Origin of the sequence: Geobacillus subterraneus, assembly GCF_001618685.1 — a bacterium.
Classification (GTDB): domain Bacteria; phylum Bacillota; class Bacilli; order Bacillales; family Anoxybacillaceae; genus Geobacillus; species Geobacillus subterraneus.
The window spans coordinates 2,538,002-2,563,666 of sequence record NZ_CP014342.1 but is presented as its reverse complement, the minus strand read 5'-3'; the positions used below and the strand labels follow the sequence as shown (position 1 = coordinate 2,563,666).

Annotated in this window: 17 protein-coding genes and 3 pseudogenes; 15 read left to right on the top strand and 5 right to left on the bottom strand. The window is 44.4% G+C overall.

Annotated elements, in window-relative coordinates; all coding sequences use genetic code 11:
- The first annotated feature begins 22 nt into the window (after positions 1–22).
- A complete protein-coding gene (locus GS3922_RS12475) occupies positions 23–1,048 on the top strand; it encodes a LacI family DNA-binding transcriptional regulator (protein WP_063166609.1) in 1,026 nt (341 codons plus the stop codon).
- Positions 1,049–1,839: 791 nt separating this feature from the next.
- Here GS3922_RS12475 and GS3922_RS12470 read toward each other — a convergent pair.
- On the bottom strand, positions 1,840–3,498 hold the full coding sequence (locus GS3922_RS12470) for an IS1634 family transposase (RefSeq protein WP_063166608.1): 1,659 nt from the start codon (positions 3,496–3,498) through the stop codon (positions 1,840–1,842).
- A gap of 386 nt (positions 3,499–3,884) precedes the next feature.
- Here GS3922_RS12470 and GS3922_RS12465 point away from each other — a divergent pair, with 386 nt between their 5' ends.
- The 7 genes and pseudogenes from GS3922_RS12465 to GS3922_RS17670 all read left to right on the top strand — a co-directional run.
- Positions 3,885–6,188 (top strand): alpha-amylase family glycosyl hydrolase, encoded by a 2,304-nt coding sequence (locus GS3922_RS12465; RefSeq protein ID WP_063166607.1) that lies wholly within the window; start codon positions 3,885–3,887, stop codon positions 6,186–6,188.
- Positions 6,189–6,415: 227 nt separating this feature from the next.
- Positions 6,416–7,582 (top strand): IS256 family transposase, encoded by a 1,167-nt coding sequence (locus GS3922_RS12460; RefSeq protein ID WP_063166606.1) that lies wholly within the window; start codon positions 6,416–6,418, stop codon positions 7,580–7,582.
- A gap of 411 nt (positions 7,583–7,993) precedes the next feature.
- Positions 7,994–9,292: a sugar ABC transporter substrate-binding protein gene (locus GS3922_RS12455; protein ID WP_063166605.1), complete on the top strand. Its 1,299-nt coding sequence runs from the start codon at positions 7,994–7,996 to the stop codon at positions 9,290–9,292.
- Between the two features lie 86 nt (positions 9,293–9,378).
- A complete protein-coding gene (locus GS3922_RS12450) occupies positions 9,379–10,722 on the top strand; it encodes a sugar ABC transporter permease (RefSeq protein WP_012749395.1) in 1,344 nt (447 codons plus the stop codon).
- Positions 10,723–10,724: 2 nt separating this feature from the next.
- Positions 10,725–11,594, top strand: a complete 870-nt coding sequence (locus GS3922_RS12445) for a sugar ABC transporter permease (RefSeq protein WP_012749396.1) — start codon at positions 10,725–10,727, stop codon at positions 11,592–11,594.
- A gap of 106 nt (positions 11,595–11,700) precedes the next feature.
- A complete protein-coding gene (locus GS3922_RS12440) occupies positions 11,701–14,013 on the top strand; it encodes a glycoside hydrolase family 31 protein (protein WP_063166604.1) in 2,313 nt (770 codons plus the stop codon).
- Positions 14,014–14,079: 66 nt separating this feature from the next.
- A pseudogene (locus GS3922_RS17670) lies at positions 14,080–14,214 on the top strand (LacI family transcriptional regulator); the annotation flags it as partial.
- Positions 14,215–14,529: 315 nt separating this feature from the next.
- On the opposite strand, the gene gnd reads toward GS3922_RS17670, so the two are convergent.
- From gnd to GS3922_RS18375, 4 genes and pseudogenes are all read right to left on the bottom strand, one after another.
- A complete protein-coding gene (gene gnd, locus GS3922_RS12435; protein WP_063166603.1) occupies positions 14,530–15,432 on the bottom strand; it encodes a phosphogluconate dehydrogenase (NAD(+)-dependent, decarboxylating) in 903 nt (300 codons plus the stop codon).
- A gap of 107 nt (positions 15,433–15,539) precedes the next feature.
- Positions 15,540–16,910 (bottom strand): glucose-6-phosphate dehydrogenase, encoded by a 1,371-nt coding sequence (zwf, locus tag GS3922_RS12430; RefSeq protein WP_413229276.1) that lies wholly within the window; start codon positions 16,908–16,910, stop codon positions 15,540–15,542.
- 186 nt (positions 16,911–17,096) lie between these two features.
- A pseudogene (locus GS3922_RS17370) lies at positions 17,097–17,219 on the bottom strand (hypothetical protein); the annotation flags it as partial.
- Between the two features lie 152 nt (positions 17,220–17,371).
- Positions 17,372–17,497, bottom strand: a complete 126-nt coding sequence (locus GS3922_RS18375; protein WP_257722310.1) for a hypothetical protein — start codon at positions 17,495–17,497, stop codon at positions 17,372–17,374.
- 451 nt (positions 17,498–17,948) lie between these two features.
- Here GS3922_RS18375 and GS3922_RS17365 point away from each other — a divergent pair.
- The 7 genes and pseudogenes from GS3922_RS17365 (at position 17,949) to GS3922_RS12390 (ending at position 25,074) form a co-directional block, all read left to right on the top strand.
- A pseudogene (locus tag GS3922_RS17365) lies at positions 17,949–19,311 on the top strand (ISLre2 family transposase).
- Positions 19,312–19,526: 215 nt separating this feature from the next.
- The gene (locus GS3922_RS12415) at positions 19,527–19,892 is read left to right on the top strand and encodes a transcriptional activator HxlR (RefSeq protein ID WP_003252445.1); all 366 of its coding nucleotides are present in this window, start codon (positions 19,527–19,529) and stop codon (positions 19,890–19,892) included.
- 534 nt (positions 19,893–20,426) lie between these two features.
- Positions 20,427–21,284: a carbon-nitrogen hydrolase family protein gene (locus GS3922_RS12410; RefSeq protein WP_033010864.1), complete on the top strand. Its 858-nt coding sequence runs from the start codon at positions 20,427–20,429 to the stop codon at positions 21,282–21,284.
- Between the two features lie 34 nt (positions 21,285–21,318).
- Positions 21,319–21,993 (top strand): GNAT family N-acetyltransferase, encoded by a 675-nt coding sequence (locus GS3922_RS12405; RefSeq protein WP_033010867.1) that lies wholly within the window; start codon positions 21,319–21,321, stop codon positions 21,991–21,993.
- 17 nt (positions 21,994–22,010) lie between these two features.
- A complete protein-coding gene (locus GS3922_RS12400; protein ID WP_063166601.1) occupies positions 22,011–22,682 on the top strand; it encodes a hypothetical protein in 672 nt (223 codons plus the stop codon).
- 200 nt (positions 22,683–22,882) lie between these two features.
- Positions 22,883–23,722: a polyamine aminopropyltransferase gene (gene speE, locus GS3922_RS12395; protein ID WP_063167404.1), complete on the top strand. Its 840-nt coding sequence runs from the start codon at positions 22,883–22,885 to the stop codon at positions 23,720–23,722.
- A gap of 302 nt (positions 23,723–24,024) precedes the next feature.
- Entirely contained in the window at positions 24,025–25,074 is a 1,050-nt protein-coding gene (locus tag GS3922_RS12390; RefSeq protein ID WP_063166600.1) for a bis-aminopropyl spermidine synthase family protein, read from the top strand.
- The last annotated feature ends 591 nt before the right edge of the window (positions 25,075–25,665 follow it).

The window sequence follows — 25,665 nt, the reverse complement described above, 5'->3', positions numbered from 1 at the left end:
ATTTCTAGAGAGGAGGGAGTCTATGACCGTTACGATTAAAGATGTCGCCAAGCGGGCCAATGTCGCGCCGTCGACCGTATCGCGGGTGATCGCTGACAGCCCGCGCATCAGCGAGAAAACGAAGCAGCGAGTGCGCGAGGCGATGAAAGAGCTCGGCTACCATCCGAATTTTATCGCCCGCAGCCTCGCCAGCCAAGCGACGCAAGTGATCGGCATCGTCATGCCGAGCTCCGCCGACCAAGCGCTGCAAAACCCGTTTTTCCCGGAAGTCATCCGCGGCATCAGCAAAGCCGCCCATGAAAAGCGGTACGCCTTGCAAATGTCGACCGGGGAAAAAGAGAGTGACATTTACGAGCGGGTTGTCGAGATGCTGCAAGGGCGGCGCGTTGACGGCGTCATTTTGCTTTATTCAAGGCAAAACGACAAGCTGATGAAATACTTGCAAAAACATGACTTCCCATTCGTCGTCATCGGCAAGCCGCACCAAAAGGCGGACCAAGTGACCCATGTCGACAACGACAACGTGCAGGCAGGAAAAGACGCCACGACCTATTTAATCGCCCACGGCCATGAACGCATCGCCTTTGTCGGCGGCAATCCGCAATATTTGGTGACCATCGACCGCCAAACCGGCTATGAAGAGGCGCTCCGTGAAGCCGGGCTGCCGTACCGACCGGAATATGTTGTTCATGAAGAGTTTTTGCAAGAAGGCGGCCAAGAGGCGATGAAAGAGCTGCTTTCTTTGCCTGAGCCGCCGACCGGGCTGGTGGTCGCCGACGATCTCATGGCGCTCGGGATGGTCAAAACGCTCGATGAAATCGGCCTGCGCGTTCCGGAAGATGTGTCGATCGTCAGCTTTAACAACACCTTGCTCGCCGAAATGTCGCGCCCGCCGCTTACATCCGTTGACATTCACATTTTCCAGCTCGGTTATGAAGCAACAAAAAGTTTAATCGAAAAAATCGCCAACCCAAATGAACCAGTCAAGCGCATTATTATTCCGCATCGCATTGTTGAGCGTTTTTCGTGCAACGATGGCAGGAAATAAAGCTTCCCCTAGCCGCGAAAAGGCGGTTAGGGGGGATAATATGCTCAAAACGGGAGTTACCTATAAGGTAAAAATCTTGAACGGGGTTAGCGGGTGGCTGCCCTTAGCAAAAAAATCGATTTCGATACTTACTAGATAAAGTAAATTGTCGATCGTTTCTTCACTCACAAGATATAGCGATTGGACGTACTTCATCACGTGTATCTCTATAACTTAAGAAGCTTATCGCTCCCTCTTTATTGGGATACAGAAAAGATGGACCAATAAAATAGATAAGGTTTTAAGTCATTGGAGAAATTTAGTTGGTTACGTACAAAATCGAAAAATGAAAAAATCGTTTTGATTATTTTCTTATATTTTAAAGGTCAATCTGCAAAACAATCCTTTTTATTGGTAATTGGTTCCCACTATAGAGTCTGGTGCCATAAACAATGATTCGCATGCGCTCCTCATAGGTGTTGATAAGAACTCCCTTTTCCCTTGGTACATGAACACCATTTGAAATGAATCATCAACATTAGCCAGGTTGACAAAAGTCTTTGATGTGAACACGGGTTCCTTATGACGGAATCTCGTGATTGAAATCCCGCCTTCTTTGCAAGAGAGTCCAAAATGGCAACCGAAAATTTAAATGGATTTTCAGCCGTATCTGCTTGTTTGAATCTCACATTTCGCACCCTAACAAGGTCAAAACAAAGGATTTTTTATTTAGTTTTTCAGAATAACTTTTTGACCAACACGACGAGCGATGGCTATCCTTTTTTTACCATCGCTGGTCGTTCCGTATGACGTTACACGTAAATGCTCTCATCCAGCCCCAACCCCTGCAGAATCCTTCGTTGTTCAGGGGTGAGGGAGCGATCCAGTGAGCGTTGGATGCGTCCATCCGGCAGCTCCAGGAGGACGACGTTCACATATTGAAACAGCTGGAAAATCGCCTGCCCCGTCGGTCGGGTCAGCTTGCGGCCTCCGGCGCCCTTTAATGGGTGTTCGGGTGTGATGAACTGGCGCACCCGGCGCTGAAAGACGCGGTAAATGGCCAAGGCCAAGAGAAACAAATAGCCCAATACCGCAACTCGTTCTGGCTTTTTGACATAGATCTCATCCGTGAAAAAAGGGTCTTTCAAAAAAGCGAAGTTCATTTCCACCGAGATCTGCCCTTTATATAGCTTCAAGATCTCTTGGGCATCCATTTGTTGGCCCTTCCATTCCTCCGGAACGGTCGTGACGAGGACAAACCGGGACGCTTTCCGTCTTGCCTGTTCCCACGCGTTTTGGTCGAATTCGACGTCAAGGCGCAAGAGATACCGCGTCTCCATCTCGGGTTCCGCCCCTTTTTTCGGCCGTCCGCGCCGTTTTTTCGGGCGTACGATCTCTTTGACCGCGGCCTTGACCTGATGAAACCGTGGGCGAAGGGACGTCTTGAGGGACGCCAAGGCTTGTTCAGCGTCTTCCCGGCACGAGAAAGGGTGGCGCTCCCAATGGGCTTGTTCCTCGCGAAGAAGCTCCGCTTCTTTGGTTCGTTCTTTTTCGAGCGTCTTTCCTTTTCGCTGGTCGAGCGCACTCGATTCGACGACGATCAGCCGAACGGGGTGGCCTTCATAGGTGGAGGATGTTTCCCATACCCGGTACGTGGCGCCGTTTCTCTCCGCCAGGGTAAAGGGGTCGCTCCACGGGATGTGGGCCGAATCGGCCTCCGCTAATGCCCGTTTCACGATCCGAAGCGACGAAGGGCCTCGGGTGATCAAAAAGGCGTTGGCCGCTTTGGTTTGCGCCAGAGTGTCTTTTGTCATCGCGGCGGAATCGGCCACGTAAATCCATTCGTCTTCCATCTTGGCTTGTTTGAGCTGTTCGTGGACACGGGACAGCACCTCCGGATTCCACGTTTTGTCAGGCAGGTTGCCGTCGTGCACATCGCCGTAAAACGGGATGCCGTCCTCGTTGCCGACCAGTCCGAAGCCGATCTGTTTTTGCCAACGATGATGGCGGTTATAGCCATGTGTGATCTGCAAAGCCTCTAATGAGGCCGATTCATACGCGCCGTAAACCGTCTTGTCCGTCGTATCGGCGTGAAAGGCTCGGAGGGAAAGGCCTTCTTTGCGATAAATGTGAATCAAGCAAGTGCTGATCACCTTGTGAATGTCGGCCTCATACAAGCGGTCGAGATGACGAGCCAAGGCATCGTCGTTCAACCAGGAAGGATGGAGACCGGGACGGATGAGTTTCTCACAATCGACCTCCTGAGCCCATCGTTCCACGTGAACGAGGGCTTGCCGGCCGTCAAACAGATTGTAGATGATGGCCTGAACGGCATCGCTGACTCGAGTCTGGCACTGTGGATCAACGGGAACGAGATGGTCAATCAATTGGGGCAGGCCCAGTTTCTTGAATAGGGCACTTATTATATTCAAATAATCATTACGATAGACCTTTTTGACTTGAACGTTCATGAGAGAAAAACTCCTTCACTTTCCTTGTGTGTCAAGGATTCATTCGACATCGGAACGAAAAAATCCTCCCGATTTTCGTTGGGAGGGTGCGAAATGTGAGTTGAATGTAGAGATCATGGGTATATCGATTATTAGTGATATCTAAGTGATTGGCTTTGATGGATTGTCATCGAGTCAATGCAGATTCCTGCCTTTATAATTTTTAGTCAGAATATTATAACAAATTAACGAGTGACGGTTAGTTTATTGACTTCTTAAATAGATCAAAATGAGATGCTCAATGAATAGGAGGTGGTGTTGCCCATAGAAATGTCATAAGAAAAAGTATATCAGTAAGAAGGTAGTTTTTTTACGTCATATTATTTTAAAAGAAAGGAAGAAATGGCATGTGGAAGGTTCCAAAATTCATTAAACAATCATATCTCGTTTTTCTTCTTGCTCTATTGCTCTATTCTTCATTTGGTTTTTCGTTTTCCAGGACTGAGGCGACTACATCTACAGGAGCTTTAGGACCAGTTACCCCGAAAGACACAATATATCAGATCGTGACGGACCGTTTTTTTGATGGCGACCCATCAAATAACAAGCCTCCTGGTTTTGATCCTACCCTGTTTGATGATCCGGACGGCAATAACCAGGGGAACGGAAAAGATTTAAAGTTGTATCAAGGCGGTGATTTCCAAGGAATCATAGATAAAATTCCTTATTTAAAAAATATGGGGATAACTGCCGTTTGGATTTCCGCTCCTTATGAAAATAGGGACACTGTGATAGAAGATTATCAATCAGATGGAAGTATTAATCGTTGGACCAGTTTCCACGGTTACCATGCAAGAAATTATTTTGCAACTAACAAACATTTTGGTACTATGAAAGATTTTATTAGACTACGCGATGCTTTGCATCAAAATGGAATTAAACTAGTGATAGATTTTGTATCCAATCATTCGAGTCGTTGGCAAAACCCGACATTGAATTTTGCGCCTGAAGATGGTAAATTATATGAACCTGACAAGGATGCGAATGGCAATTACGTATTTGATGCTAATGGAGAGCCTGCGGATTACAACGGTGATGGAAAAGTTGAGAATCTCCTGGCGGATCCACATAACGACGTGAATGGTTTTTTCCATGGTCTGGGTGACCGGGGCAACGATACTTCTCGTTTTGGCTACCGTTACAAAGATCTAGGTTCTTTGGCTGATTATTCTCAGGAAAATGCACTAGTGGTTGAACATTTGGAGAAAGCAGCTAAATTTTGGAAATCAAAAGGGATCGATGGTTTTCGACATGATGCCACTTTGCATATGAATCCTGCATTTGTGAAGGGATTTAAAGATGCAATTGATTCAGATGCAGGTGGCCCGGTTACCCATTTTGGTGAATTTTTCATTGGAAGACCGGATCCCAAGTATGATGAGTACCGGACATTTCCTGAACGAACAGGAGTCAACAACTTGGATTTTGAATATTTCCGTGCGGCCACAAACGCATTTGGGAACTTTTCTGAAACGATGAGTTCCTTTGGTGATATGATGATCAAGACAAGTAATGATTACATTTATGAAAATCAAACAGTTACTTTCTTGGATAATCATGATGTAACAAGATTTCGCTATATTCAACCAAACGATAAACCTTATCATGCAGCTCTCGCTGTCTTGATGACATCACGTGGGATTCCTAACATTTATTACGGAACAGAGCAATATCTGATGCCGTCAGACTCAAGTGACATTGCGGGTCGGATGTTTATGCAGACTTCTACTAACTTCGATGAAAATACCACTGCATATAAAGTCATTCAAAAGCTTTCAAACTTAAGAAAAAATAATGAAGCTATTGCCTATGGAACCACAGAAATTTTATACAGCACAAATGATGTACTGGTCTTTAAAAGACAGTTCTATGATAAACAAGTAATTGTAGCGGTAAACCGACAACCGGATCAAACGTTTACCATTCCGGAGTTAGATACGACTCTTCCAGTAGGAACCTATAGTGATGTACTGGGTGGACTGTTATATGGGAGTTCAATGAGCGTAAATAATGTCAACGGTCAAAACAAAATTTCTAGCTTTACCTTGTCTGGAGGAGAGGTCAATGTCTGGTCGTATAACCCATCATTGGGGACTTTAACTCCAAGGATTGGCGACGTTATTTCCACCATGGGACGTCCCGGTAATACCGTTTACATTTACGGTACTGGATTAGGAGGAAGCGTAACAGTCAAATTCGGTTCTACTGTTGCTACTGTGGTGTCAAACAGCGATCAAATGATTGAGGCTATAGTTCCAAACACTAATCCTGGAATTCAAAATATTACAGTTACAAAAGGATCTGTAACCAGTAATCCTTTCCGATATGAGGTCCTATCCGGCGATCAGGTGCAAGTAATTTTTCATGTGAATGCCACAACGAATTGGGGGGAAAACATTTATGTTGTCGGAAACATTCCAGAGTTGGGAAACTGGGATCCGAACCAATCGTCTGAGGCGATGTTAAATCCGAACTATCCAGAATGGTTCTTGCCAGTGAGTGTGCCCAAGGGAGCTACTTTTGAATTCAAGTTTATCAAAAAAGATAACAATGGAAATGTCATTTGGGAAAGCAGGAGCAACAGAGTATTTACCGCACCGAACAGTTCGACCGGTACTATTGACACCCCTTTATATTTTTGGGATAACTAAAAGCTGAATTAAGGTAATATATTGGATCCGGCATAGTTGTCGGCTCCTTTTTTTGTGACATAAAATTTAATTAGCAATCAGCATAGTTACAAAAACTGTTATGTAATATTGATTTGTAGGATGATGTATAAAATTTTGTGTAAAGCATTTTGCTAGAACAAAAGAAAAAAGGTAGGGTATTCTCTGATTTGGCCATAACACATTCCAGAGAAAGGAGAACCCTACCTATGTCTAAAAGTATACCGAATGTAGACTGGGCTCATCAACTGGAAAGTGCGATTCGCCAGTTTATAAAGGAAAAATTAGAGCTGATTATGCGTGAAGAAATAAAAAATTTCCTCGAAATAGAACAGGCTGGAACGTCGAATACGAGAAACGGCTACTATCAGCGAAATCTAGATACGCAATACGGTCGGATTGAAGGTCTTTTGGTCCCTAGAGACCGAAACGGAGAATTTCAAACCCAATTGTTCGCTCCCTACCAACGCCACACCGGCTGGCTCGAGGAAGCGATCATTAAGATGTATCAAAGTGGCATGAGTACGCGTGAAATTGGCAAGTTTATTGAACGAATTCTAGGAAATGCCTACTCCCCAACAACGATTAGTCATATCACGGATGTGGTAAAGGAAGACATTGTGAAATGGCATACACGTCCCCTACCCAAGCGATATTCGGTCTTATATTTGGATGGCTTGTACGTGAAACTTCGTCGCGATACCGTGGAGAAAGAGGTTATTTATGTGGTGTTAGGTGTAAACGAAGAAGGGTATCGTGAAATTCTCGATTTCTTCGTAGGTGGACAAGAAAGTGCCTACGGATGGCAAGAGATTCTTCAACAGCTCTACAAAAGAGGGGTACAAGAAGTGCTTCTGGGCGTATTCGATGGCCTTCCGGGCCTGGAGGAGGCCTTTAAAGCCGTTTATCCGAAAGCCGATGTACAGCGCTGTGTCGTTCACAAAGTCCGTAATACCTTAAATCGTGTTCGGAAAAAAGATCAATTTGAAGTGGCAGAGGATCTCAAACTGATTTATCGCGCACCGAATAAGGAAATTGCGTTACAGATGTTTCAACAGTTTGAGTCGAAATGGTCCAGCAAGTATCCGAGAGAAGCTCAATCTTGGGCCAATGAGTTGGATGTCCTCCTTACATTTATGGATTATCCAAGCAGTATTCGAAGTGTGATTTATACGACGAATGCCATCGAACGAACAATCAAGGAGATTCGGAAACGTCTAAAGCCGATGAACAGCCTGAGTAGTTTAGAAGCCGCTGAAAAAGTCGTGTATTTGACCATCCAAGACTTTAATGAGAAATGGGCAGGACGAAAGTTAAGAGGATTTGCCGAAGCACAGGAAGCCCTCCAGCGAATGTTTGAAGAACGTTACAATTAACCATATATTGTAAATAAGGGGATTCACCCTTTCCACACAGGAGACTGAATATTCAGTCTCCTGTGTGGAGGAAACAGCCCCACTCTATTCTAAATCCATTTCAGAGATACCCTATCTATCTTACATTACACAAAATTCTTGACGGTACCATTTGTAGACTAGAATTTAATTTTTTTAATTTAATTTTTTGTAAATTTATCAAACGTTTGCACTTCATTGACTATATAAAAAATTATTGCTTTTTTGTTTCTAGGCTTTTATAATTAAGGTAAAATACCATTGAAACCCCTTACATATACGTATTATTTTTTTAAATATATATGCAAACGATTGCTCAAAAGTATTTGTTTATGGGTTTTATTATGGGTTTTAATGGTATGAATGATTTAGCCATATGGAAGGAGAGGGAAAATGAAGAAAAAGAGAAGGGGTATCTCAATTTTGGCAGTGATGGTGCTGGTATTCAGTTTGCTGGCGGCTTGCGGACCAACATCATCCCACAAAAGTGTCGGGAAGAATGAACCGGCAAGTACAAATGAAGGAGATAGTAAAGAAATTAAACCAGAAAAAGGTGCTAAACTGAAAGTCTGGGAATCTGGCGGAGCAATTGGTGAATGGACCAAATATGTGGCTGAAGAATTTACCAAAAAGTATGGGGTGCCGGTAACTTTTGAAGAAGTAGGACATACTGATGCGCCTGAAAAGCTCAAAACGGATGGTCCGGCTGGACTTGCGGCAGATGTGTTTGCTGCTCCACACGATCATCTAGGATCTATGGTATCAGCAGGATTGGTTTTAGAAAACTTTTTCCCAGAAGAGTATCAAGATAAGTTTATGAAATCTGCTATTGAGGGGACGACAGTTGATGGAACTCTTTACGGCTATCCTACGTCTATTGAAACATATGCTTTATTCTACAACAAAGATCTGGTAAAGAAATTACCTAAAACCATGGATGAACTGATTACACAAGCTAAAGAATTGACTGATATTAGAAACAATAAATATGGATTCATGATGGAAGTAGCGAACTTGTATTTTGTATACTCATTTATCGGCGGATACGGTGGTTATGTATTCGGTGATAACAATACCAATCCGAAAGACATTGGTTTGAATAATGAAGGAGCTGTAAAAGCAGGAAAGTTAATGCAACGTATTCATAAAGAAATCTTGCCTTTGAAGGTGGAAGATATTACTTATGATGTGAAACAATCTTTATTTAACGAAGGAAAACTAGCTTTCAATATTGATGGACCTTGGGCTGTAGCGGGCCATCGCGATGCTGGCGTGAACTTCGGTGTCATACCGTTGCCTAAATTGGAGAACGGTCAAACACCTACAAGTTTTTCTGGTATTCGCACATTTTATGTAAATGCTTATACAAAGTATCCGAACGCAGCCTCCTTATTCGCCAAATTTGCAACGAGTGAAGAAATGCTACTAAAACGTTTTGAAATGACTGGGCAATTGCCACCGGTTCAATCTCTTCTAGACAATGAAACTATAAAAAATGATGAAATTGCATCGGCATTCTTGGAGCAAGCAAAATATGCAGTGCCAATGCCAAACATTCCACAAATGCCAATGGTCTGGGAACCTATGGCATCTGCTCTCACTACGATTTGGAATGATGGAAAAGATCCAAAAGAAGCTCTGGATGCGGCGGTTGACCAGATTAAAGCGGGAATTGCCACTCAGGGTCAGTAGCAACGAGATAGAAAATTGAATCAATGCTCTCTGTTTCGGAGGGCATTGATTCTTAATGTGAAAAAAAACGGAAAGGGGATCTTTGCATGTCTCCAACACCCAATTTAGTTGCAGAACCAGAACGCCGCCAAACCAAGAAAGCAAGTACAGCTGCGGTATTATCCTTCCTTTTTATGGGTCTGGGACAAATTTATAATCGGCAGTACATCAAAGGAATTTTATATGCTCTGGTAGAAATATATGTAATTGTTTTTTTGACAAACCCGATTGTGAACGGTTTATGGGGCTTGATCACCTTAGGTGAGCAAGCTCAGGTTCGAAGAAGGGGAAGGGTAGTCATAGAAGGAGATCATTCCATCTTCTTGATGATAGAGGGATTGATAATTGTTATAGTCCTTGTTATTTTCCTGTTATTTTATATCTATAATATTCGTGATGCCTATAAAACAGGCAAACTTCACGAGACCGGAGAAAAAGTAAACAGTTTTATAGAATCATTGAAAAAATCATGGGAGTATGGATATGCTTACATTCTTTTGACTCCTGCTGCAATCTTTACTCTCTTTCTTTCCGTTCTTCCATTGACTTTTGGTATTCTGATTGCATTTACTAACTTTTCTTCCCCCAATCATTTGCCTCCAAAAAACCTAGTGGATTGGGTGGGGTTCCAGAATTTTATTGATTTATTTAGATTACAAGCATGGAGCAAGACATTTTATGGGATAGCGACTTGGAACATCATATGGGCTATTCTAGCTACTTTCACCACGTTTTTTGTGGGGATGTTCTTTGCTTTAATTATTAATCATAATAAAGTTCGCCTGAAACGAATGTGGAGAACAATATTCATATTGCCCTGGGCTGTTCCCCAATTTATTTCTATCCTTGTTTTTCGAAATATTTTCAACGGTCAATTCGGTCCTTTGAACCAGTATTTATCCACTTTAGGAATTGATCCTATTCCTTGGCTGTCCGATCCATTTTGGGCAAAAGTAGCTCTAGTGACCATAAATATTTGGTTGGGATTCCCGTTCTGGATGGCATTAATTGCAGGTGTGTTGACGAATATTGACAAGGAATTATACGAAGCGGCAGAAGTAGACGGAGCAAGCACATTTCAAAAATTTCGCTCAATTACTTTTCCTTTATTAATGTACTATACTTCTCCACTTTTAATCATGAGCTTTGCTGGAAACATCAATAACTTTAACGTCATCTACCTCTTTACCCAAGGGGGACCTGCCGATGGCAAATATACTTATGCAGGTTCAACTGATTTGTTAATATCTTGGATCTATAAGCTGACTTTGAACCATAGCCAATTTTATATGGCTTCCGTACTTTCCATTCTGATTTTTATTGTAGTAGCAGTATTTTCAATTTGGAACTTCCGACAAACAAAAGCATTTAAAGAAGAGGAAATGATGTAAAGATGAGTGCAAAACCATTACGTACAAAAAAATTGTCCGGTGCAAAGTTCAAGGAAGCTGTGGTTACCGTTCTAATCTATGCTTTTCTGATCATTTCAGCTATTTTGGTTTTGTATCCAATCGTCTGGATTTTCATTGGGGCGTTAAATCCAGGAGACACATTGTATAGTTCAACTCTTATGCCTGAGAAAATTACAATGAAGCATTACACACATCTATGGTATGAAACTGATTATGTCAAATGGTTTAAAAATACTTTATTCGTTGCAACGATGAATATGATCTTGTCCACGTTTTTAATCGTGTCATCGGCTTATGCTTTCTCACGTTTTCGATTTCCTGGCCGCCGCCAAGGTTTGATGGCGATGCTGATTCTGCAGATGTTTCCTAGCTTTATGGGAATGATTGCTATATATATTCTTCTTCTCCAGATTGGCCTATTGGACAATTTGTGGGGATTGATTCTTGTATATGCAGGCGGTTCTATACCATTTGGAGCATGGCTGGTCAAAGGATATTTTGATGGATTGCCAAGAAGCTTGGAGGAAGCAGCTAAAATCGACGGTGCATCCCACACCACCATCTTTTTCAAAGTGATGATGCCTCTGTCAGTGCCTATTTTAACCTTTATTGCGATTAACAATTTTATCGGGCCATGGATGGATTTTATTTTCGCCCGATTGGTTCTACGCTCCAACGAAAATAAAACTCTAGCAATTGGGTTGTTTGAGATGGTTACCGGTCGCGGAAATACTGAATTTACAACTTTTGCGGCAGGAGCCATTATTGTAGCGATCCCGATCACTATTCTGTTCTTGTTACTGCAAAAATACATTATTGCAGGCTTAAGCGCAGGTGCAAACAAGGGGTAATCGAAGTACGGAGATGAGGTGCAGAGCATTGAGTAAAAGAATAATATCTGATCCAGCTGGATGTTTATGAGGATGTGATTTTAGTTTAAAAAAAGGAGTCGTCATCATGCATACATTAACCGATTTAAGAGAAGTTACCATTACGGAAACAGCAGTTGAACTGTACTATGCATTTCAAGCCAAGGTTCTGATTCGCTCCCCACAGGAAGGAACCGTCCAGGTCCAGTTCCTGAAAGTGACCGATTGGAGCGAAGAGGTTCCGGAACCTTCCTATTCGGTTCTGCTAAAAGAGTTTCTTCCGCTTCAGGCGGAAGAGAGAGAAAATGAGATTACTGTTTCCATCCCGAAGGGGAGAGCGGTAATTTCCAAAGTGCCCTTCGGAATTCGCTTTTTTAATGAAACAGGCCGGGAGGTAACGAGAAGCGCTGATACTGCGGCGTATCAGTTTGACGGTTGGAAGAGCCGCATTTCCTTTCAATTTTCCGGTGACGAACGCATCTACGGGTTGGGGGAATCAGATCTCAATCAGGATGATGTTCGCCTCAATCACCGTGGTACAATCCGACCGATCTGGAACAAACATCTGCCTTCGCCTTCACGATTGATGATACCAGTTATCTACAGTTCAGAGGGGTACGGTCTCTTCGTTGATAATCCTTGGGTCGCCCGTTTTGATTTCGGTGTGGAGAAGGAAGATATCTGGTTCTATGAAGCCGAGGGTGGGACGATCACCTATTATCTATTCTTGGGGCAAGAGCTGAAAGATTTGGTCAGTCAGTATGTGGAATTGACGGGTCGCCCGGAGATTCCTCCACTCTGGACTTTTGGTTATTTGCAGTCCAAATTTGGATACAAGAGTCGTCAGGAAGTGGAGGAATTGGCAGAAACTTTCCGTCAAAAACGGATTCCGTGCGATTCAATCATTCTAGATCTCTACTGGTTTAAGAAGATGGGGGATATGTGCTTTGACCGTATCGCCTTCCCGCAGCCGGAAAAGATGATTGCGGGATTGCGCGGCAAAGGGTTTCATCCCATCGTAATTGAAGAGCCTTATGTGACAAAAGAAAGCCGTTTGTTCCCAGAAGGAGACAGGATTAAAGTATTTGCCAAAAAGCAAAATGGAGAAACCTATCTATTCCCATTTTGGGCAGGAGAATCGGCGTTGGTTGATTTCACAGATCCGCTTGCCAAACAGTGGTGGGCCGACCAACACAAGGAATTGATTGAGATGGGTATAGAGGGTTGGTGGACCGACTTGAACGAGCCGGAGGTTCACTTCCCGGATATGGTCCATCACGACGGCCCTGCTCAAAAGGTCCATAACATTTTTGCCTTGGAAATGCATAAATCATTGGCCTTGGCGCATGAACAAAACTGTCCAGAGCGCCGACTGTTTATCATGAGTCGCTCGGGATGGGCAGGCAGTCAGCGTTATGGCGTGGGGGTCTGGTCCGGCGATGTGGAGAGCACTTGGACCGACTTGAAGAAGCAACTGTCTGTAGCTTTAAGCATGAGCCTTGTCGGCCTCCCACTCTGGAACAGCGACATCGGTGGATTTAAAGGGAATGAACCGTCACCTGAACTCTATGTGCGCTGGATACAATTTGGAGCCTTTACCCCTATCATGCGCCCCCATGGTGCTCATCAAAATCGTGAGCCTTGGGCTTTTGGTGAAGAAACGGAAAAAATCGTAAAGAATTTCATCGAGTGGCGTTACCGCTTTCTGCCTTACATCTATTCCTGTGCATTTGAAACCTATCGCACCGGGATACCTTACATGCGTCCAATGGTTATGGAGGTGCCGGAGGATCTCAATTGTACCGAGATCTGTGATCAATTCTTCTTTGGATCCAATTTGCTGGTGGCTCCCGTTTTGGAAGAAGGAGCAACATCCCGCAAGGTTTACCTGCCAGAAGGTCTTTGGTATGATGTTTGGACGTGGCAGTCGGTTGAGGGGGGGAGAACGATCGAAGCTGATGCGCCTCTGGATCGTATTCCTATCTATGCCAAAGCGGGGTCGATCATCCCTACATTGCCTGTAATGCAACATGCAGAGGAACGATCATGGGATAAGATGACCATTATCGTCTATCCCGGTCGGAATGGTGAGTTCCTGCTATATGAAGATGATGGAAAGACAACAGCTTATAAACGGGGAGAATACCGCACTATGTTGTTCAGTCAGAAGAACTTGGACGGCAAGATAATTGTAAATATTGGAGCAGGAACTGGTTCCTATCCTGAGTCGGTTGAACAACGGACCTACCACATTCTGATACCAGGTGTCACCGCTTCCGAGGTAAGAATGAACGGGAAATCTGTACATTCTATCAAGCAAGAAGAAGGTTGTTTGGCGTTTACTTTGGAGGATCAGCCCGTAAAATGCGAGATTAATGTAGAGATAGTGATAAATAAGTAAGGAACTTTCGATAAATATGAAATTCCAAATGTCATCAATTTCTCCTGTATTGTTGACATTATGTTAAGAATTTTCCAGCTCGGCTATGAAGCGACGAAAAGTTTAATCGAAAAAATCGCCAACCCGAACGAACCGGTAAAACGAATCATTATTCCACACCGAATCGTCAAACGGTTTTCATGTGATTATTATCGGAAATAAAAAGCTGACACAAGCGGTCACCTTGCATGTGATCGTTTGGAGTCGGCTTTTTTTATGGGAAGTTCGTTTACCATGAACCGATAGTTTGGAAGTTTCTGATCGTAGCTGAAAACGGTCTGCATGCGAAAAAAGATTATCATCAAATTCAGGAAAAATGAAACTACCTGTCTCCTGTAGAGTTCAGGAAAACAGGTAGTTTGGATGTAGAGCCGCATTTTAAGATAGCTGATCGCTAACAGGCAAGAAAACGTTATTTAGATAACCGTTTCATGAGAGCTGCTTTTTCATCTTCAAACCCCGGTTTGCCAAAACGGTTTATTTCTTCTCATTTTTTTCTACAGCATGTCCGCCAAATTCGTTGCGGAGGGCGGCTACCACTTTGCCTGTAAATGTATCGTTTTCTAATGAACGATACCGCATCAATAAGGCCATGGCGATGACAGGAGTGGCAGTTTGCAGATCTAAAGCTGTTTCGACCGTCCATTTCCCTTCGCCGGAAGAATGCATAATTCCTTTGATTTCCTCTAATTTTGCATCTTTTGAAAATGCGCGTTCGGTTAATTCCATGAGCCATGAACGAATAACCGAACCATTATTCCACACTCTTGCTACTTTTTCATAGTCATAATTGAATTCGCTTTTCTCTAATATTTCGAATCCTTCGCCAATGGCAGCCATCATTCCATATTCAATCCCATTGTGGACCATTTTTAAGAAATGTCCGCTACCTGCTTTTCCTGTATATAAATACCCATTTTCTACAGCGGTATCTCGGAAAAGAGGCTCGACAATGTTCCAAGCTTCAGAATCCCCTCCAACCATGTAACACGCTCCGTTGCGAGCGCCTTCCACCCCGCCAGAGGTTCCAGCATCCATAAAGTGAATTCCCATCTCCTTTAGCTCGTTATAACGCCGAATCGATTCTTTATAGTTAGAATTGCCCCCATCAATTACAATGTCGCCTTTGCTTAAAAATGGTGTAATTTCATTAATCACCGAATCAACAACGGTGTGTGGAACCATCAGCCAAAGAATTCTAGGGGTTTCTAATGATCGAACGAGTTCCTTTAAACTGGATGCGCCTTTGGCCCCGTATTTTTTTATTTCTTCAACCGCATTTGCGTTTATATCGAATGCCACTACTTCGTGCTTATGGTCAATGAGATTTTTACCTAAGTTTAACCCCATTTTTCCTAAACCGATTAAACCGACTCTCATGCTGACTACCTCCTAAAAATATCTTGATCCAAAGAAGACTTGCTGGTAAAATAATATATTCCTATTTCATATATTGACAACTTCATCTAGAATTATGAAGTGCTTACCTATCGCCAATAAAATCCGTCTTCTTTCAATAATTGATAAGAAGCATCTGGTCCCATCGAGCCTGAACGATATGAGTGAAGAGGAAGGAGATTTTCCGCAAACGCCTCTAAAACAGGCTGCACCCATTTCCAAGATAGTTCAACTTCCTTCCAATGGGCAAAGAAAGTCGAATCGCCATGCAAAGCGTCAAAAATTAAGAGTTCATAGGCTTCGGGCGTCTCTTTCTGATTAGTCGCAAAGTGCATACGGACAGGTTCCATCTTTCCATTGAGGAATACATTTTTACTATTGAATTGCAGCGAAACGCCTTCGTTCGGATTGATTTGAATCACCAAAAGATTAGGAGCTGTTTCCTCATTTTTCGGTAAATACCATTCCTTTAGCGGATTTTTGAATTCAATCACAATGCGTGTGGACTTTTCCTTCATTCTTTTACCTGTACGGATATAGAATGGCACTCCGCTCCAATTTTCATCATCAATCCACAAACGAGCAGCAACAAATGTCTCTGTTGTTGAAGAAGCATCGATTCCAGGTTCTTCTTTATATCCAACAACTGGTTTGCCATTGATTTCTCCAGGACCGTATTGGCCGCGAACGACGTGCAAGCCTACTTCTTCTTTCTGTATTGGCCGAAGAGATTCCATGATTTTTCTTTTCTCATTACGGATGTCTTTTGCGCTAATCTGTTTTGGCAGGTGCATGGCTGTCATCATCAACAATTGCAGCATATGGTTTTGAAACATGTCGCGAATGGCTCCTGCCTGATCATAATAGCTTGCTCTTTGTTCTACTCCAACCGTCTCACTTGCCGTAATTTGCACATTGGCTATATATTGATTGTTCCATATTGCCTGAAACACAGGGTTGGCAAATTTTAAAACTTCAAGGTTTTGGACCATCGGCTTTCCAAGGTAATGATCTACCCGATAAATTTCGTCTTCTGCGAAAGCTTGGCTTAACTTTTCGTTTAAATTTTGGGCCGATTTTATATCGCGCCCAAACGGTTTTTCGATAATCAGACGTTTCCATCCCTTGGCGGATCCTAATCCACTTTCTTTGATGTTCGACGCGATCACATCAAAAAATTCCGGCGCAACCGATAAATAAAACATACGGTTTTCAGGAATATTCAATTCTTTTTCACGTTGTTGAACCATTTCAAGCAACTTTTTATACCCTTGTGCATTCGTTACATCTAAAGAGGTATAACGAAACGCACGGAGAAACTCTTTCATTTTGGAACGGTCATTTGTCAAACGTCTGGAAAAGGTTTTGATCGAATTTTCCACATATATTTGAAATTCATCATCGGATAATTCTCTTTTGCTTACGTGTTTTCTGCAAAGAAAAAATACAGAGTTTCGCAACGAAAAGTGCAGAGAATTACAACTTGACATGGAGCCTCTGGGGGCGTGATGAAAAAGCCAGGAAGCCAGCAATATCAAGGGCTGGCTATGCCTAAAAAGGCTATCACGCCCCCCTCTCCATGTAAAGTTGGCCTAAGCCAAATTCTCTGCAGATCTCTGCATTTTTATTTTGCAATAAACACTTACGCCAATAATGGAAAATGGCTGAGGCATTTTTTGATCGAGAAATAAATTATATAATGCAGGGAAAATTTTTCGTTTCGCTAAATCACCTGTAGCCCCAAACAAGACAAAGGTCATCGAATCCAATGTGATTCCCCCCTGTCTTTTCGAATCATTTTTCAAAAGCAGATACGTTTACTACATTGCGCGAATTGGTATTTTTATGAATAATGCACATTTCAGGGAGAAAGTCTTGTTCTTGTATTTTTTCGTTCATGAAAGCTCAACCAAATCGTCCACTAAAAACTGTTTTTCTTGACGGCGCCGCCAATGATGAGGGCAGCTTTTGTTCCTTCCAGCGTTTTTAAAGCAGCGAGAGCATTCTCTCCGAGATAAATATCGCGTGGAATAGCAAAACGATTCATGCCGCTCAGTGCTCATGATTTGGTTCACAGATGCTAGTATAATGCGTATAAAATTTATTGAGAAGTACGCACTTTATTATCATGTAGTGATAAAAATATAATATAGTGCAAAAAAATATACTTAATGATATAAAAGGTATTGTAGATACAATGAACGGGATGAATCATGAAAAGGCCTTTACCATCCAGAAGGAATGAATGGGGTCTGCTATGTGTGAGAATAAATATGTATAACATTTATTTGTGGGTATGTGCTTTATTAGTGTGAGTAAAATATTTGTGGGTGACATTCCGAAATGATCCCCGACGAGGGTTGCGAACTTTTGTTCGCGACGCTCGTCGGGGCCACCAAGCGAAGCGCGGTAGAAAAAGCAAATGTCGTGAAAAAAGGACTCTCTCCCTGCTATGATGGTGATTGGCAAACCAACCGAAAACAGGAGGGAGAGAGTCCATGAAACATCTTACCACAGAATGGCTTTTATTAAAAGAGCTGGAGGAGCAATTAGTAAGAACTCTTCAAAAGGTGTTCGCTGTCTTGTTGGCGGCCCTTTTGGAGGAGATTGATCAACAACTGGCGGAAGCGCGGGACAAGCGGCGGTATCAGCTGAAAGATAAACGGCCGACCACGATCCAAACGCTGTTTGGAGAAGTGACGTTTCGACGGAACTACTACTATGATCGGCAGGCGGGGGCCTATACCTTCTTGCTGGATGCCGAACTGGGCTTTGATGGAGCGCAGTCGATCAGTCCGTGCCTCGAGGAAACGGCGGTCGAGTTGGCCGTGGAGTGCTCTTCCTACCGCAAAGCAGCTCGCACACTCGAGTCGATCGTGGGGTATGCGGTCCTCAGCCATGAGGCGATTCGCCAGTTGGTGCTCGAGGCCCCTGTCTCGCTGCATCGCCCTGTTTCTCAACGGCACGGCCGAGTGCTGTTTGTCGAGGCGGATGGACTCTGTTTCCCGCCAGGGGAAAGGGAAACGAGCGAAAGAAGAGAAAATCCTGGCGATTCACGAGGGATGGAAACGAAACGGTTCGCAGCTCGAGCTCGTGAACCGGCGCTGCTGCCTCCATGAAGGGGAGGGAGACGTGTGGGAACGGTTTGAAGAGTGGCTGATGAAGGAATATGCCTATGACCCGTGCCGGGACCTGTTGATCATCAACGGCGACGCGGCGCCATGGATCACGGCCTGCTGGGAGTATTTTGGAAAGCGAGCCTGCTTTCAGTTGGATCGATTTCATGTGGCGCGGGAGCTGCGCCAATGCCTCTCCGGCCATCCGCGTTGGCGGGAGGTGCGGAGGAAGCTGGCGAAACAAGACGAAGAAGGACTTTTGGTCGAGCTGAACAGCGCGGTCGGCACGTTGGGGGACGAAGGCAAAGAACAACAGCTGGCCGCCTTGATTCGCCGGATCGAGTCGATGCCGGGATGCATCCGGGACTACCGGGAGTGGCTGTCGGAGCAAGGGGTGGAGACGACCGGCATGCGTCCGATGGGCCACGCCGAGAGCGTGATGAGCCGGTTTGCGCATCGGGTGAAATCCCGCCGCAGCTGGAAAGACCAAGGGCTTCGGGCGTTTCTGAGGGCGATGGCGGCCCGAATCGACGGGATCGGGTGGAGAAAGGGACGGTGGGAGGAGCAAGAGCCCCAGTCGGCCGTCTCGGCCTCAACAAAGTCCAAGCGGATCGAACAGGCCAAACGGAAGGCCGGACGGTTATGGGCAGATGTGGTGCGTCAGAATCTACCGTGTCTGCAGCGGTCATCCGGGACGCCGATCCATCAAGCGTTGTCGGCGCTCCGGGATGGTGGTTGGGTGTAAAAAAATGGAATATCGTATCATCGCCTCAAGATGAGGGATGAGAGTCCGAAAGCGCTTACGATATTAATTCCTGAAAATGGTTCGCTAACTAGTGATTGACAACGCCCGTAGTGAACCGAAAAAATGTTCTCCACAAAGTCTTGACTGACTCGCTTTATTATCATAAAGTGACAGAGAGTATACTATAGGTTATAATCAGCATGGGGGGTGAAACGATGGGACACGTTTGTGGCAAGACGTATAACTGTGAAAAAGAATTAACACTCGCTGTTATTGGCGGTAAATGGAAAATGCTTATTTTATGGCATCTAGGAAAAGGGGGAAAGAAGCGGTTTAGCGAACTAAAAGCTCTCATGCCGGGGATCACCCAAAGAATGCTGGTTAACCAGTTGCGAGAGCTGGAGCAAGATCAAATTGTTCATCGCGAAGTCTATCCTGTTGTTCCGCCAAAAGTGGAATATTCACTGACCGAGCATGGAAAAAGCCTGATGCCAATTCTTGATGCCATGTATGAATGGGGCAAAAACTATATGGAGACGGTCGTAAAAGGTCAAGTAAAAATCAATGAGGCCGCCAAATAGAAAAGCTCTTCCTCCGTTAAAGCTTCGCAAACTCCCTGCTTGCCTTATTACTGGCAGGAAAAATTTTATAGAAAATATACGCTCATTAAGATGCAAGTTAAAACCAACGGACAACAATCTTTTATGAAAGATCCGCTGTCCGTTGGTTTTTCTGTATGTACGTTGATGACTGTTTGGATGTGAGACCGGTCTGACAGAAACTCTCCTGAAATTTCGTCAGTAGGGGATTCATTTACATAAGTTAAGGAGAGAAGACTCCTGCTTCTAATGTGCGGGGGATTCCCATAGAAGCGGCAGTAGGTTAAGAGTGGTTGCAGCTCACAAAACATTATCTCCATCATTAGATCCCTCATCGTTTCTGCAGACTTCTTTTTTTATTCTCCTTTTTCGTTTATCCTCTTTTAGTATACTTTTTCACACTATGTAACAAGAAAGTGTGTACTTGTTAAATTGAATGATGTGTCTAATAATATCAGTAACGCCACATGACTGAGGCGAAACGTTACTAGATGGATAACAAGAGAGGGGGATACTATGAAACTGAGGGTTTCAGCGGTTCAATATCATCTCCATACCATCCAATCGTTTGAGGAATTTGCCAAACAAGTAGAACATTATATTAAAACAGCGGAAGAGTTTGGAGCGGATTTTGTCTTGTTTCCAGAATTTTTTACCACCCAGCTAATGTCTATTGGCAACCAGCAAGGGCAGCCTTTGACCATTCAAGATCTTCCTGATTTTACAGAACAATATCGGTCTTTATTTATTAATTTGGCTAAACAAACAAAGATGCATATTATTGGAGGAACCCATGTCATCCGTAAAGGCGGACGATTATACAACGTGGCTCATTTATTCTATCCAGACGGAAGAGTCGCCGAACAGCCAAAGCTTCATATCACTCCGACGGAAGTAAAAGAATGGAACATGTCTCCTGGAGAAAGCCTGCAGGTGTTCGAGACCGACAAAGGAACCATTGCGATGTTGACTTGCTATGACATCGAATTTCCAGAAATTGTTCGAATGGCAAAGGCCAAGGGTGCTGATGTCATTTTCTGTCCTTCTTGCACCGATGATCGTCACGGATTTCATCGTGTCCGTTACACCAGTCATGCGAGAGCAATCGAAAATCAAGTCTATGTCGTCACCACTGGTACGGTAGGTTCCCTTCCTACGGTTGATTTTATGCGGGCAAATTTTGGGCAAGCGGCGGTGATTACACCGAACGACATCCCGTTTCCTCCACGCGGCATCTTGGTAGAAGGGGAAATCAACCATGATATGATTGTAACCGCTGATCTCGATTTAGAGCTGTTATATCAGGTTCGCGAAAGTGGTTCCGTCACTACGTGGCGTGATCGGCGCACGGATCTTTATCCGGACTGGAAATAAGATGTGACTAGCTGCTCTATGAGGAGGGTGAAGAATGTATCGAAAGGAGTTTTACGTCTTTGACCAAGATCGTCCTGTCCCAGCGGTAATCCGAAATTATGAAGAAAAGGACTTCCCTGGCTTAATCCGCATTCAACAGGAAAGTTTTCCTCCGCCATTCCCGTCTGAATTATGGTGGAATACGGAACAGCTGAAAAATCATGTTACACTGTTTCCAGAGGGAGCCTTATGTGTTGAGGTGAATGGTGAAATTGCGGGGTCGATGACGGGACTTATTGTTGACTTTGATCCCAGCCATCCGGATCATACATGGGAAGAGATCACGGATAATGGATATATCCGTAACCATAACCCAAACGGGAATACGCTCTATGTTGTTGATATTGGCGTGCGTCCTGCCTACCGCAAATTAGGGCTGGGAAAATGGCTGATGTTATCCATGTATGAAGTGGTTGTTCATTTGGGATTAGAACGGCTGTTAGGCGGAGGGAGAATGCCTGGCTATCATAAAAAAGCTCATGAGATGACAGCGGAACAATATCTCGAAGCTGTAGTAAAAGGCGAATTGAAGGACCCTGTTATTACCTTCCTGCTCCGTTGCGGCCGTACACCTGTTAAAGTGGTGGCGAACTATTTAGAGGATGAAGAATCGTGCAATTATGCAGCACTGATGGAATGGAAAAATCCTTTTTATAGACCAAAATCTTAACAAGGAGAATGATGAAGATGGAATATCGCAGAATTACGAGTATTGAAGACCCTTTGTTTAAAAAAATGCACCAATTGATGCAAAATGTATTTCCTCCTGAAGAAGTATTAGCATTCGATTTATGGAAAGAGCCTCTGGAAGATCCGGGAATTCGTGTTTGTGTTGCCGTTCACGAAGGAGAGGTAGTAGGCGCGACTGAGTACCGCTATTATGAAGATTTAAATGTCGCGATGACAGATTTCACCATTATCGGCCAAGCAGGACTAGGGATCGGCCGGTTTTTAGCCAAAAAGCGGTTAGAGGATTTGAACAACTGGGCTGGAGCAAATGGAAAGCAGTTATATGGCATGTTCGCCGAGATTTATGATCCTTACCGGGTAGAGCATTATGAATTTGGCGGGATTAAGCCGATGGATCCATATGTTCGTCGTGAGGTATTATCTCATTTGGGATATAAGCGGCTTGACTTCCCTTATGTCCATCCATCTTGGAACAATGATGGAGAAGCCGTAACTGGTCTTGATCTTTGTTTTCTTCCGATGGACGATAGCGTGAATGAACTTCCAGCAGATCTTGTTGTGAAGTTTTTGAAACGTTATTATTCTGTCTTATCGAATAAACCGAATTCTTGGTATGAAATGATTGAAAATCTGGAAGCGAAAGATACCGTCACACTATTACCGATTTAAACCCTATAGAAACGCAATGCTCATGAAACCTTAAAAAATTTTTCCGGATTTAGCGGCATCCTTTATTGTTTCTCTATCGAAAGCAGCAAGAATGCTATTCGATATCTGAAAGATGAAGGATGCTTTATCTTAATAGCACATTACAACTAGAACTTATTTCAAAATTCGAATAAAGGAGAGAGGACTTTTACAGGATGGAGATGGAACTGTGGTATACAGAAAAACAAACTCTCGATCATGGAATCACAACCAAGATTCGTCGTACTTTACACCATGAAAAAACGGAATTTCAAACCCTTGATGTAATTGAAACAGTCCAATTTGGCAACATGCTTGTTTTAGATGGCATGGTAATGACTACCGATGTTGATGAGTTTGTATACCATGAAATGATTACCCATGTGGCGATGAATACCCATCCTAATCCGGAACATGTGCTTGTTGTTGGCGGTGGAGATGGGGGAGCCATTCGTGAGATTTTAAAATATCCTTCGGTAAAAACAGCTACTTTGGCAGAGATTGATGGCAAAGTGATCGAAGCTTCCAAAACTTATTTCCCCAAAATCGCGGGTGCTTTAGATGATCCACGCGTCAAAATTGAAGTAGTTGACGGAATTAAACATGTTGAAGAAAACAAAGGAAAATATGATGTGATTTTGGTGGATTCCACCGAGCCTGTGGGACTAGCTGTTGGCTTGTTCCAAAAGCCGTTTTATCAATCGATTTTTGAAGCACTAAAAGAAGACGGAATCATGGTTGCACAAACGGAATCTCCTTGGTTTAACCGTGATCTGATTCGTCGAGTATTTAAGGATATCTCTTCGCTCTTCCCAATTACGCGCCTTTATACTGCGAGCATTCCTACCTATCCAAGCGGGTTGTGGAGCTTTACGATTGGTTCTAAAAAGTATGATCCTATGGAAGTGGATGAGACGAGGTTCCATCAAGTTGATACCCGCTATTATCATCCGAGAATGCACAAAGCCCTTTTCCAGTTGCCTGTGTTCGTGCAAGAGTTGATCACTGTGGAGAGAAAATAAGTGCGCTTTGATGAGACATGCTCGGGAAACGTATATATTGATGCTAGCAGCGACTTAGAGCGGTCGCAAGCAGTTTTATGGAAAAATGATCTGAATGGGAATCGTGATGGTCACGAAGAAAAAACCATTGAAGACATGTAGCCGGATGCTTGTTAGACCCACACTAAGAAGACAACAGACAAACATTCCAAAAACGTTTGAACCACCACGTATGTTTTCTCGGCGATCGCTGAAAACTAAGGAAGTCGTGGCGAAATGCGTCTCTACTCTTTTACTCTTTTAGAGCGAAAGGAGTGGTACCTATGTCGACAATAGGTATTGCTGCGGAAAACCGTCGGATCGACGCGCTTCTGCTTCGTGCACTCTACTTCGGTCCCAAATCTTACTGGGAGCTGATGCGGGCAGCGCAAGCCCAGACCCACCAGGTGCTGAAGGCCCTGCAGTCGCTCCTGGAGGGCGAACTGGTGGTCTACGACGGCGATCGCTTCGTGATCACCGAGGCGGGGCGTCAGCAGGCGGAAACTCTGAGTCTGGAACGGGTGGCCGAACAGCGTTGTGAGGCTTGCGCGGGGCGCGGCATTGTTCTGAGGCCGCCTTTTGACAGCGTCCTTGCTGCTTTCCAAGATATCGCAGCCATGCGGCCCAAGGCGACGCCCGACTTTGATCAAGGGTACGTGACGCCCGAGACAACCGTGCGACGGCTGGCCCTGATGGCCCAACAGGGAGATCTGATGGGACGAGACATTCTGCTACTGGGCGATGATGACCTTACAAGCATTGCGGCCGCGCTCTCGGGGCTGCCGCGGCGCATCTGCGTCCTGGATGTGGACGAGCGCATCATCACCTTCATTCGCGACGTGGCTCGGGACCGTGGTTGGGACCACGTCCACGCTGAGGTCTACGACGTGCGGGATGAATTGCCGTCCCATCTCCGCGGCCAGTTTGATGTGTTCTTCACGGACCCGGTCGACACCGTCAAGGGCCTCCTGCTTTTTTTAAGCCGCTGCACAGAGGGGCTGCGTGGGCCCGGTGCCGCGGGCTACTTTGGCCTCTCTTACCTGGAGGCCTCTTGGCGGAAATGGCGGCAGATCCAGCAGGGCATTCTCGACATGGGCTATGCCATCACTGACATGCTGGGCGCCTTCCAGGACTACCTGTTGGAGGACATTGTGGCCCTAGACTGGGCACGCATGGCACCGGTGCCGGTCAAGGAGCCCGATATCCCCTTCTACGTCAGCACCGTCTACCGCCTGGAGCTGGTCGAGGAGCCTCAGCCCCTCTTTTTCGGCCGAGTGGAGCTTGGGCAGGACCTCTACTACGACGAAGAGTTCTGCGTTCCCCTGCAAGAATAGCCTCCAAAGGCTGCGCGCCCCCGGTAGCGGGTGTTCCCGCCGCCGGGGGCGCTTGCGTTCGGGCGCCGTTTTCCGACACCCACAACAAGGAGCTGCGTTCTTCAAGGTTAATGAATGAACCTTATCACAGGCTTTTACTGATGTATTATGGCAGGCAACAGACTTTTTAAAGTACTTGGATGAAAGGTTAATCTCCGCTGACTAATTGGGAGAGAGATCCTAAAAGTTATTCCCGGGATGAGCTCCTTCTTTTTACAGGTGAGTTCGTACTTGCTGTTGTACAATGTCCCTTAGTTTCTGCGTATACGTTGTAGGTTAGTGTTAACAACATAATATGTTTTACTATCCCATTTCCAAAAGTATGACTTCAAAGATAAGATGTTTATGGATACAACTTCACACATGAAGATATGATCATCTCCATTCTAAACCTCTCTCGTTGTGTAATTCCATAGTTACTTAAGGGAGTGATCATCGATTTTGAAAGAGTTCTGACAAAAGATCGTTCCAACTGTAACCGATTTTATTTGCATCCTTTAAGAATGCAGGTGATGATGGAGGTACCGCTGATCGAGGGAGAGCGATCTTATG

What these genes read in the sequence shown, in the direction of transcription:
- GS3922_RS12475 (WP_063166609.1), top strand. Translation starts at nt 23, where the DNA reads ATGACCGTTACGATTAAAGATGTCGCCAAGCGGGCCAATGTCGCGCCG.
- GS3922_RS12470 (WP_063166608.1), bottom strand. Translation starts at nt 3,498, where the DNA reads ATGAACGTTCAAGTCAAAAAGGTCTATCGTAATGATTATTTGAATATA.
- GS3922_RS12465 (WP_063166607.1), top strand. Translation starts at nt 3,885, where the DNA reads ATGTGGAAGGTTCCAAAATTCATTAAACAATCATATCTCGTTTTTCTT.
- GS3922_RS12460 (WP_063166606.1), top strand. Translation starts at nt 6,416, where the DNA reads ATGTCTAAAAGTATACCGAATGTAGACTGGGCTCATCAACTGGAAAGT.
- GS3922_RS12455 (WP_063166605.1), top strand. Translation starts at nt 7,994, where the DNA reads ATGAAGAAAAAGAGAAGGGGTATCTCAATTTTGGCAGTGATGGTGCTG.
- GS3922_RS12450 (WP_012749395.1), top strand. Translation starts at nt 9,379, where the DNA reads ATGTCTCCAACACCCAATTTAGTTGCAGAACCAGAACGCCGCCAAACC.
- GS3922_RS12445 (WP_012749396.1), top strand. Translation starts at nt 10,725, where the DNA reads ATGAGTGCAAAACCATTACGTACAAAAAAATTGTCCGGTGCAAAGTTC.
- GS3922_RS12440 (WP_063166604.1), top strand. Translation starts at nt 11,701, where the DNA reads ATGCATACATTAACCGATTTAAGAGAAGTTACCATTACGGAAACAGCA.
- gnd (WP_063166603.1), bottom strand. Translation starts at nt 15,432, where the DNA reads ATGAGAGTCGGTTTAATCGGTTTAGGAAAAATGGGGTTAAACTTAGGT.
- GS3922_RS18375 (WP_257722310.1), bottom strand. Translation starts at nt 17,497, where the DNA reads ATGAATCGTTTTGCTATTCCACGCGATATTTATCTCGGAGAGAATGCT.
- GS3922_RS12415 (WP_003252445.1), top strand. Translation starts at nt 19,527, where the DNA reads ATGGGACACGTTTGTGGCAAGACGTATAACTGTGAAAAAGAATTAACA.
- GS3922_RS12410 (WP_033010864.1), top strand. Translation starts at nt 20,427, where the DNA reads ATGAAACTGAGGGTTTCAGCGGTTCAATATCATCTCCATACCATCCAA.
- GS3922_RS12405 (WP_033010867.1), top strand. Translation starts at nt 21,319, where the DNA reads ATGTATCGAAAGGAGTTTTACGTCTTTGACCAAGATCGTCCTGTCCCA.
- GS3922_RS12400 (WP_063166601.1), top strand. Translation starts at nt 22,011, where the DNA reads ATGGAATATCGCAGAATTACGAGTATTGAAGACCCTTTGTTTAAAAAA.
- speE (WP_063167404.1), top strand. Translation starts at nt 22,883, where the DNA reads ATGGAACTGTGGTATACAGAAAAACAAACTCTCGATCATGGAATCACA.
- GS3922_RS12390 (WP_063166600.1), top strand. Translation starts at nt 24,025, where the DNA reads ATGTCGACAATAGGTATTGCTGCGGAAAACCGTCGGATCGACGCGCTT.